Genomic DNA, 4,639 nt, shown 5'->3' with positions numbered 1-4,639 from the left:
GGGCGGTCTGCCTGTAGAACTGGATGGTGCTTCACGTCCTCGCCGTCCTCGCCGCTGCGCTGCTGTTCGGTACGACCGGCACGTCGATGGCGCTCGGGCCGGACGACACGACTCCGCTCTCCGTCGGCGCCGTTCGACTGGTGATCGGCGGCACGGGACTCGCGATTCTCGCGTTCTCGCTCGCCCGACGGCACGCGCGCCGGTCCACCATCGCGCCGCCTCGGTCCCTGAGCCTGTCGAAGACCGGCATCCGGTCACTCGCGCTCATGGTGCTGACCGGCTTCTGTCTGGCGCTGTACCAGCCGCTGTTCTTCCTCGGCACCGAGCGCAACGGCGTCGCGGTCGGAACCGTCGTCGCGCTGGGGTCGGCGCCCATCCTGGCGGGGCTCCTCGAATGGGGGCTGACCCGCCGCGTGCCCAGCAGCACCTGGATGACGGCGACCGCGCTCGCGACCGTCGGCGTCGTGCTGCTCGGCTTCGGCGGAGAGGCCGGCGGTGCAGGCGGCACCGACCCGGTGGGTCTTCTGGGCAGCGTCGGCGCCGGCGCGACCTTCGCGGTCATCGCCAACGTGCAGCGCCGACTGCTCGATCAGGGCTGGGATCCCTTCACGGTCGTCGGGGCGATGGGCGCGAGTTCAGCCGTCCTGTCGGCTCTCGTGCTCCCGTTCGTCGACCTCGGCTGGCTGTCCACGACGTCCGGGCTCATCATGGCGCTGTGGCTCGGCATCGCGACGATCTCGATCGCCTACGTGATGTTCACGTGGGGACTCGGCGGGCTCACCGCCGCGACTGCCGCGACGCTCACCCTCGGCGAGCCGCTGACCGCCAGCATCCTGGGCATCGTCGTGCTCGGCGAGCGGCTCTCGCTGCTCGCGATCCTGGGGCTCGCCGTGCTCGCCGCCGGTCTGGCACTGCTCGCGTGGGGATCGCGGGCACCGCGGGATCCCGTCCCGTTCGCGGTGGAGGGCTGAGCATGCCGAGCATCGAGATCCGCGTCGACGACCTCAGCGGCGACGCCATCCGCACGCTCATCGCCCGGCACCTCGAGGGCATGCACGACACGTCGCCGCCCGAAAGCGTGCACGCGCTCGATCTGGACGCCCTCCGGCATCCGTCGATCACGTTCTGGTCGGCGTGGATCGGCGGAGAGCTCGCGGGCATCGGCGCGCTGAAGCAGATCGACGCCGAGCGCGGCGAACTGAAGTCGATGCGGGTCGACGACCGCTTCCGCGGCAGCGGTATCGGGCGCGCGATCCTGCTGCACATCATGGCGGCGGCCCGGGAGCGCGGCATGAAGAGCCTGTGGCTCGAGACCGGCAGCCCCGACGACTTCGTGCCCGCGCAGCGCCTGTACGAGAGCGAGGGCTTCACGCGGTGCGGCCCGTTCGAGGGATACACCGACGACCCGTTCTCGGTATTCATGACGCGCACGCTCTGACCGTAGAGCGCACAGAGCCGCACAGCGCCGCGCCGCCCGCCCGTCTCAGGCGGGTGTCACCAAAGCCATGGCGAACGCGGCGACGCCCTCGCCGCGGCCCGGGAAGCCGAGGCCATCGGTCGTCGTCGCCGACACCGATACCGGCGCGCCGCCCAGTGCGGCAGACAGCACCGCCTCGGCCTCCGCGCGCCGCGCCGCGAAGCGCGGCCGGTTCGCCTGCACCTGGACGGCGACGTTGCCCACCCGCCACCCCGCCTCGCCCAGCAGGGCAGCGGTTCGGCTGAGGAACACCTCGGCGTGAGCGCCGGCGTACTCGGGGTGGTCGGTGCCGAAGTGCGTCCCGATGTCGCCGAGTCCCGCGGCCGACAGAAGCGCATCGACGATCGCATGCGCGACCGCATCGCCGTCGGAGTGCCCAGACAACGCCGGCTCGCCGGGCCATTCCAGGCCGGCCAGCCAGAGCGATCCGTCGCCTCCGAACGCGTGCACGTCGGTCCCCACCCCGACGCGCGGAACGGCCGGCGGGTTGTCGAGGCGTGCGATCGAGGGAGAGAGCGGATGCCGCGCCGCAAGCGACCGGGCACGCTCGAGGTCGGCGGGTGTCGTGATCTTGAACGCGAGCGCGTCGCCCTCGACGACCGCAACGTCGTGGCCCGCTGCCGCCACCAGGGCCGCATCGTCGGTGTACTCCTGATCCGCGGACCCGTAGGCGGACACCAGGATGCTGCGCCGGAAGCCCTGAGGAGTCTGAGCCGCCGAGAGCTCGGCCCGATCGACGGCCGACACGACACGGTCCCGCTCGACCCGCTTGATGGTGTCGATGACGGGCAGCGCCGGGATGGCACCGGCGTTTCCGGCGTCGACGGCGGCGACGACCCGCTCGAACACATCGGGCGGGGTCAGCGCCCGCGCGGCGTCGTGGACGAGCACCACCTCGACGTCTCCCCACAGCGCGTCGATGCCCGCCGCGACGGATGCCTGTCGGCTCGAGCCGCCCGTCACCACGGTGACCAGGTCTCGACGGTCACCGGCCGCGGCGAGGGCGTCGGTGAGTGCGTCGCCTTCGCGTCCGTCCGGAGCCACGACGATGACCTGCGCCTGCGGGCCCGCGAAGACACGGGTGAGGGCATGACGGAGCATCGTGTGCTCGTCGATGCCGACGAATGCCTTCGGCACGGTTGCACCCAGGCGTGTGCCCGAGCCTGCTCCGACGACGATCACCGCGATGCGGGGCACAGGCGTGATGCTCACGCCTGCCACGCTACCGTCAGGGCGCGGTCAGGACGCGAGGACCTCGTCGAGGATGGCGCCGGCCTGCTCTTCGTCGGTCTTCTCTGCGAGCGCGAGCTCGGAGATGAGGATCTGCTTCGCCTTGGCGAGCATGCGCTTCTCACCGGCTGACAGGCCGCGGTCCTGGTCACGACGCCACAGGTCGCGAACGACCTCGCTGACCTTGATGACATCACCCGAAGCGAGCTTCTCGAGGTTCGCCTTATAGCGGCGCGACCAGTTCGTGGGCTCTTCGGTGAACGGTGCACGCAGCACCTCGAAGACGCGGTCGAGACCCTCTTTGCCGATGACGTCGCGGACGCCGACGAGGTCGACATTCTCCGCGGGAACCTCGATGATGAGATCGCCCTGAGTGACGTTGAGCTTCAGATATTTCTTGGTCTCGCCCTTGATGACCCGGTCTTTGACTTCGATGATCGTCGCGGCCCCGTGGTGCGGGTAAACGACGGTTTCGCCAACCTCAAAAAGCATGGAGTTATGTCCTTTCGGCAACCTCTAGGATACCACAGGCCAACATGCGGTAAGGTTCGCCGCCCACCCCTCGCGCGCGCGTGCTTCCGCTCTCGCGCGCGCCTCCGCGCGTCCCGCGCGCGCCTCCGCGGGGCTGTCGACGACCCCCTAGAATGCTAGGGATGCCATCATCCGTCCCTGGAGGATCCGTGAAATCGCGCCTCATCGCGTCCCTCGCCGTAGGCGCCATCGTGGTCCTCGGATCGAGTGGCTGCGCCATGCTCTCGACGCAGGCCACCCAAATCCAGTACGCGCCGTCCGACGGGGTCAACATCCCCGATTCCGGACCGCTTCAGGTGCGCAACGTCCTGATCGTGTCGGACGAAGAGGGCGTCGACGGCAACCTCGTCGCCGCCATCGTCAACCAGACCTCCGACTCGCACACGCTGACGATCGAGTACGGCGAGGGGTCGTCGAAGTCGACCGAGGAGATCCGGGTTCCGGCGAACACCGTCCTCAGCCTCGGCACCGAAGAGACCGAGCCGCTGCTGCTCGAAGGCATCGACACGAAGCCCGGTGCGAACCTGCCGATGTTCTTCCAGTCGGGCGACGGCGAAGGCGTGCTGTTCGAGGTGCCGGTCCTCGACGGCGCGCTCGACTACTACGGCGAACTGCTGCCCTGACGCGCTGAGCAGCTCCTGGGCGATCAGCCCTCGAAGCGGTAGCCCAACCCTCGTACCGTCATGAGCATCGACGGTTCGCTGGGGTGCTGCTCGATGCGGGAGCGGATCCGCTTGATGTGCACGTCGAGGGTCTTGGTGTCGCCGAAGTAGTCGGTCCCCCACACCCGATCGATGAGCTGGCCGCGGGTAAGAACCCTCCCTGCATTCCGCATCAGCACCTCGAGGAGCTCGAATTCCTTCAGCGGCATGCTGATCTCGCGGCCGTCGACGGCCACGGTGTGCCGGTCGATGTCGAGCACCACTCGCCCGCCGTCGAGGATGTGGTCCTCGAGGTCGGCCTCGACCTGCGCCACCCGCCGCAGAACGGAGCGCATCCGCGCCAGCAGTTCGCGCGCCGAGTAGGGCTTGGTCACATAGTCGTCGGCGCCGAGCTCGAGCCCGACCACGATGTCCACTTCCGAGTCCTTGGCGGTCAGCATGATGATCGGCACGCGCGAGGCGGCCCGGATCTGACGGCACACCTCCGTGCCGGACATGCCGGGCAGCATCAGATCGAGCAGCACGATGTCGGCGCCGCGGTCGCGATAGGCGACCAGGGCCGACGGTCCGTCCTCGGCGATCTCCACCTCGTAGCCCTCTCGGCGCAGGAGGTAGGCGAGCGGATCGGCCAGATCCGGCTCGTCCTCGACGATCAGGACGCGAGTCATGCGGGTGCTCCGTTCGTGGGGTGGGATGCGGCGGGGCGGGGCTTCACCGGCTGGGACGCCTCCGGCGTCGG

At 69.5% G+C, this 4,639-nt stretch carries 6 protein-coding genes; 3 read left to right on the top strand and 3 right to left on the bottom strand.

All coding sequences use genetic code 11. The features are described from left to right. Positions 1-23: 23 nt before the first annotated feature. Together VFX99_RS01160 and VFX99_RS01155 are read left to right on the top strand one after the other, a co-directional pair. Positions 24-971 carry a DMT family transporter gene (locus tag VFX99_RS01160; RefSeq protein WP_329664487.1) on the top strand — a complete coding sequence of 316 codons (948 nt, stop codon included), beginning with the start codon at positions 24-26 and terminating at the stop codon, positions 969-971. 2 nt (positions 972-973) lie between these two features. Next, complete coding sequence (locus VFX99_RS01155) at positions 974-1,438, top strand: GNAT family N-acetyltransferase (protein ID WP_329664486.1); 465 nt, start codon at positions 974-976, stop codon at positions 1,436-1,438. 45 nt (positions 1,439-1,483) lie between these two features. Here VFX99_RS01155 and ispD read toward each other — a convergent pair whose 3' ends face one another. Continuing rightward, entirely contained in the window at positions 1,484-2,689 is a 1,206-nt protein-coding gene (gene ispD, locus VFX99_RS01150) for a 2-C-methyl-D-erythritol 4-phosphate cytidylyltransferase (RefSeq protein WP_329664485.1), read from the bottom strand. A 27-nt stretch (positions 2,690-2,716) separates the two neighbouring features. Further along, positions 2,717-3,199: a CarD family transcriptional regulator gene (locus VFX99_RS01145; protein WP_314506144.1), complete on the bottom strand. Its 483-nt coding sequence runs from the start codon at positions 3,197-3,199 to the stop codon at positions 2,717-2,719. Between the two features lie 161 nt (positions 3,200-3,360). On the opposite strand from VFX99_RS01145, the gene VFX99_RS01140 reads away from it, so the two are divergent. Further along, positions 3,361-3,861, top strand: a complete 501-nt coding sequence (locus tag VFX99_RS01140; protein WP_329664484.1) for a DNA modification methylase — start codon at positions 3,361-3,363, stop codon at positions 3,859-3,861. A gap of 23 nt (positions 3,862-3,884) precedes the next feature. Here the strand turns inward: VFX99_RS01140 and VFX99_RS01135 are convergent, their stop codons facing one another. Further along, positions 3,885-4,568: a response regulator transcription factor gene (locus VFX99_RS01135; RefSeq protein ID WP_329664483.1), complete on the bottom strand. Its 684-nt coding sequence runs from the start codon at positions 4,566-4,568 to the stop codon at positions 3,885-3,887. Positions 4,569-4,639 lie beyond the last annotated feature (71 nt).

It is taken from the genome of Microbacterium sp. (assembly GCF_036277215.1).
In the GTDB taxonomy this organism is placed as follows: Bacteria; Actinomycetota; Actinomycetes; order Actinomycetales; family Microbacteriaceae; genus Microbacterium.
Note: the sequence above shows the minus strand (reverse complement) of the source record. Positions and strands in the feature narration are given on the sequence as shown.

What these genes read in the sequence shown, in the direction of transcription:
- VFX99_RS01140 (WP_329664484.1), top strand. Translation starts at nt 3,361, where the DNA reads ATGCCATCATCCGTCCCTGGAGGATCCGTGAAATCGCGCCTCATCGCG.
- VFX99_RS01155 (WP_329664486.1), top strand. Translation starts at nt 974, where the DNA reads ATGCCGAGCATCGAGATCCGCGTCGACGACCTCAGCGGCGACGCCATC.
- VFX99_RS01145 (WP_314506144.1), bottom strand. Translation starts at nt 3,199, where the DNA reads ATGCTTTTTGAGGTTGGCGAAACCGTCGTTTACCCGCACCACGGGGCC.
- VFX99_RS01135 (WP_329664483.1), bottom strand. Translation starts at nt 4,568, where the DNA reads ATGACTCGCGTCCTGATCGTCGAGGACGAGCCGGATCTGGCCGATCCG.
- VFX99_RS01160 (WP_329664487.1), top strand. Translation starts at nt 24, where the DNA reads ATGGTGCTTCACGTCCTCGCCGTCCTCGCCGCTGCGCTGCTGTTCGGT.